Origin of the sequence: Kitasatospora sp. NPDC056531 (assembly GCF_042794375.1) — a bacterium.
In the GTDB taxonomy this organism is placed as follows: Bacteria; Actinomycetota; Actinomycetes; order Streptomycetales; family Streptomycetaceae; genus Kitasatospora.
Map to the genome: position 1 here is coordinate 1 of NZ_JBHTTU010000264.1, position 2,972 is coordinate 2,972.

Annotated in this window: 2 protein-coding genes; one reads left to right on the plus strand and one right to left on the minus strand. The window is 73.7% G+C overall.

From position 1 onward, the window contains the following. Nucleotides 1-280 precede the first annotated feature (280 nt). The gene (locus ACFQ87_RS45385; protein WP_380616906.1) at nucleotides 281-1,201 is read left to right on the plus strand and encodes a RimK family alpha-L-glutamate ligase; all 921 of its coding nucleotides are present in this window, start codon (nucleotides 281-283) and stop codon (nucleotides 1,199-1,201) included. Nucleotides 1,202-1,252: 51 nt separating this feature from the next. Here the strand turns inward: ACFQ87_RS45385 and ACFQ87_RS45390 are convergent, their stop codons facing one another. Beyond that, on the minus strand, nucleotides 1,253-2,626 hold the full coding sequence (locus ACFQ87_RS45390) for an NAD(P)/FAD-dependent oxidoreductase (RefSeq protein WP_380616907.1): 1,374 nt from the start codon (nucleotides 2,624-2,626) through the stop codon (nucleotides 1,253-1,255). Between the last annotated feature and the right edge of the window lie 346 nt (nucleotides 2,627-2,972).

Sequence of the window (2,972 nt, forward strand, 5' to 3'; positions counted from 1 at the left end):
GACACACCCCCACCCAAGCGAACTTCCATCCCCGAGAAGGCAGTCATGCCATCCATTCACCCGAACGTGTCACGTGCGGAGGATGGGGCTAGCTGTCCGTCGGAACGGCCGCATCCGAATTGACCGGCCGCATTCCGTCCGGCGAAGCGAACGGGCCGCCCCGGACGGCGGATTCACCGGCCCTACCCGGGCCATCCGCCCGTTCCTTCGCCGCGGTTTCGGCCACCGTGGCGCGCGGGGCCGTCTTGCCGGACTGGACCGGGGGCTCTTCCATGGCCGTATGGGCCGATCTGAACTCGTTCTCCTGACCGACCACAGTTCGACCGAAGGAAGCCGCGACGTCCTCGCCACCGCCGTACGGACATTGACCGGCCGCGCGCCCGTCCAGCTCGACGCCCGGCACTTCATGGACGGCGGCAGCGGCCGGATCGACGCCGACGGCCCGGGCGGGCTCCGGCTCACGGCGGACGGACGGACCGTCACCGCCGAGGCGGTGGTCGTCTACGAGATCCCGCCGCACCGGCGCCGCGTCTTCGCCGACTGCCAGCGGCGGCTGCGCGCGTACGGCGCCCGCTCGCTCGGCACCGACCCCGAGGCGTGGCGGGCGGCCACCGAGAAGGACCGCACCGTCGCCCGCTTCGCCCGGGACGGCGTGCCGCAGATGCCCAGCGTGGTGCTCTCCCGGCCGAGCCCGGAGGCCGCCGCCGAGGCGTTCGAGCGGCTCGGCGGTGACGTCTGGGCCCGGCCCTGCGTGGGAATGGGCGGTGAGGACGTCTTCCATGTCACCACCCCGGCCCAACTCGTCGCCGCGGCACAGTACTACGCGGCGGCCGGGACGGACTGGCTGATCGCCCGCGACGCCCGGAACTTCCTGCCGGACGGCCGCCGCCACCAGTACCGCGTGGTGGTGCTGCACGGTCGGGTGGTCCGGGTGGCCGAGCACGTCCAGGCGGACCCGGACGAGCCTTGCAACGAGTGTCGCGGCGCGATCTCCAGCTTGTTGGAGGTTGATGAACTACCCGACGGACTGGCAAAGTTGGCGATCGACGCGGCGGACTCGCTCGGCCTGGAGCTGGCGGGCGTCGACCTCGCCGCCGAGAGTGGCGGGGTGGTCTTCGAGGTCAACGTCCACCCGGCCTTCGGGCAGCGCGCCCTGGAGCAGGTCGCGCTGCCGTACGTCGCCGCGCACCTCACCCCGTGAGCGGCAGCGGCTCCGCGGCCGCCAGCCTCGCGGCCGCCAGCCTCGCGGCCGTCAGCTCCGCAGCACGGCGGCCAGCACCGACGGGCGGAAGAACAGCGAGGGCGGTGCCACCAGGGAGAGCACCTCGTGGAAGGCCGCGGTGACCTCCGGGTTGCGGGTCGCGCCGGCCAGCACCCGGTCCAGGAAGCGGTGCTGGATCCTGATCAGGGCCCCGGAGGGCCCGCCGGTGGTGGCGGCGAAGCGGACGTCCTCGGCGCAGGACATCATCCACGCGTTCTTGGACACCGCCGCGATCTCCCGCTGCGCGTCGCGCGCGGTGGCGTGGCCGATGCCGCCGTGCCGCAGCGCGGTGCGGCGCAGCGCCTGCGCGCAGAACAGCGAGACCGTGACCCCCTGGCCGTACACCGGGTTGAAGGTGCTCGCGGCGTCGCCGACCACCACCAGGCCCTCCGGGCCGCCGCGCTCGTAGTGGCGCCGTACGCCCGGGCCGGGCAGGAAGCCGCGCACCTCGCCCGCCGGTTCGGCGTCCCGCAGCGCGTCGCGCAGGCCCGGGTCGCGGAGTTGGGCCAGGTGCTTGGTGAAGCCCTCCTCGCCGGGCTCGGGTTCGGCGCCGCGCATCCCGGCCAGGCTGACGATCCAGCGGTCGCCCTCGACCGGCAGCAGCACGCCCATCCGCGGCTTGTCCGGCGCCTTGGTCTGCAGGTAGATCGCCTGGTAGCCGAGGTCGACCCCGGGCGGGCGGTGGAACAGCCGGGAGGAGTACGCCACGCCGGCGTCCACCCGCTCCTCGGGCACCGGGCGGCAGCCCAGTTCGGCGAGCCACTTCGGCACCGAGGTCGAGCGGCCGGATGCGTCGACCACCAACTCGGCAGGGATGTCCCGGACTTCACCGCGACCAGAGCTCTGCTCCTCGTCGCGCTCCGAGCCTCGCTCCGAGCCGCGTTCGCGGACCCTCACCCCGGTCACCGCCCCTGCCGAGCCCAGCAGCCCGACCACGTCGGTGCCCTCCAGGAACTCGATCGAGGGCTCGGTACGGACCCGGTCCAGGACCAGCTTGTCCAGCACCGGCCGGGTGCAGGAGAGGAAGCCCAACTGGGCGGGGTAGTCGGCCATCCACCCGGCCGAGCTGAGCCACCTCAGATCGCCCGAGACGGCGACCCGGTGCGCGCCCGCGGCCGACAGCTCCTGCTTGATGCCGGGCATCATCTCCTCCAGCGCCCGGTGCCCCGCCTCCAGCACCAGGTGGGCGTGCCGCCCCTGTGGCACCCCGGCCCGGAACGTCGGTTCGTCCGGGTAGCGGTCCCGCTCCACCACGACGATCCGCTCGGCGCTGCCCCGTAGCGCCCAGGCCGCCACCACCCCGGCCAGACCGCCGCCGATCACCACCGCAGTGCCCCGCCCGGGGGCCGTCTCCGAAGAACTCATGACACGTAGCGTAGTGGTGTCCGAGGTGGTCCGTAGCCGCTTCACCTGGACGAACGTGGCGCCCCGGTCGGCCCGTTGAGGCCGCATCGGGCCGGCGGGAGCCGTCGAGCGCGGTGGTGCGGGCCGAAGTCGGCCCCGCCTCCGGTCGTCGCGCGGGCTTCGCCGGTTGGACTCACGGGTGTGCCGGGTGCGTCAGGGATTCGTCAGGGCGCCGGTGCTGCGCTTGCCCCGGCGGGCCGGGGTGGGTTTGATGAGCCGCATGAACCGCCTGGTACGCCATCATGACCGCCCGCCGCATAAGCGGCCGCCGGTTCGCGCTGCCGTGGCCGTCATCGCCGTGCGCTGA

What these genes read in the sequence shown, in the direction of transcription:
- ACFQ87_RS45385 (WP_380616906.1), top strand. Translation starts at nt 281, where the DNA reads ATGGGCCGATCTGAACTCGTTCTCCTGACCGACCACAGTTCGACCGAA.
- ACFQ87_RS45390 (WP_380616907.1), bottom strand. Translation starts at nt 2,626, where the DNA reads ATGAGTTCTTCGGAGACGGCCCCCGGGCGGGGCACTGCGGTGGTGATC.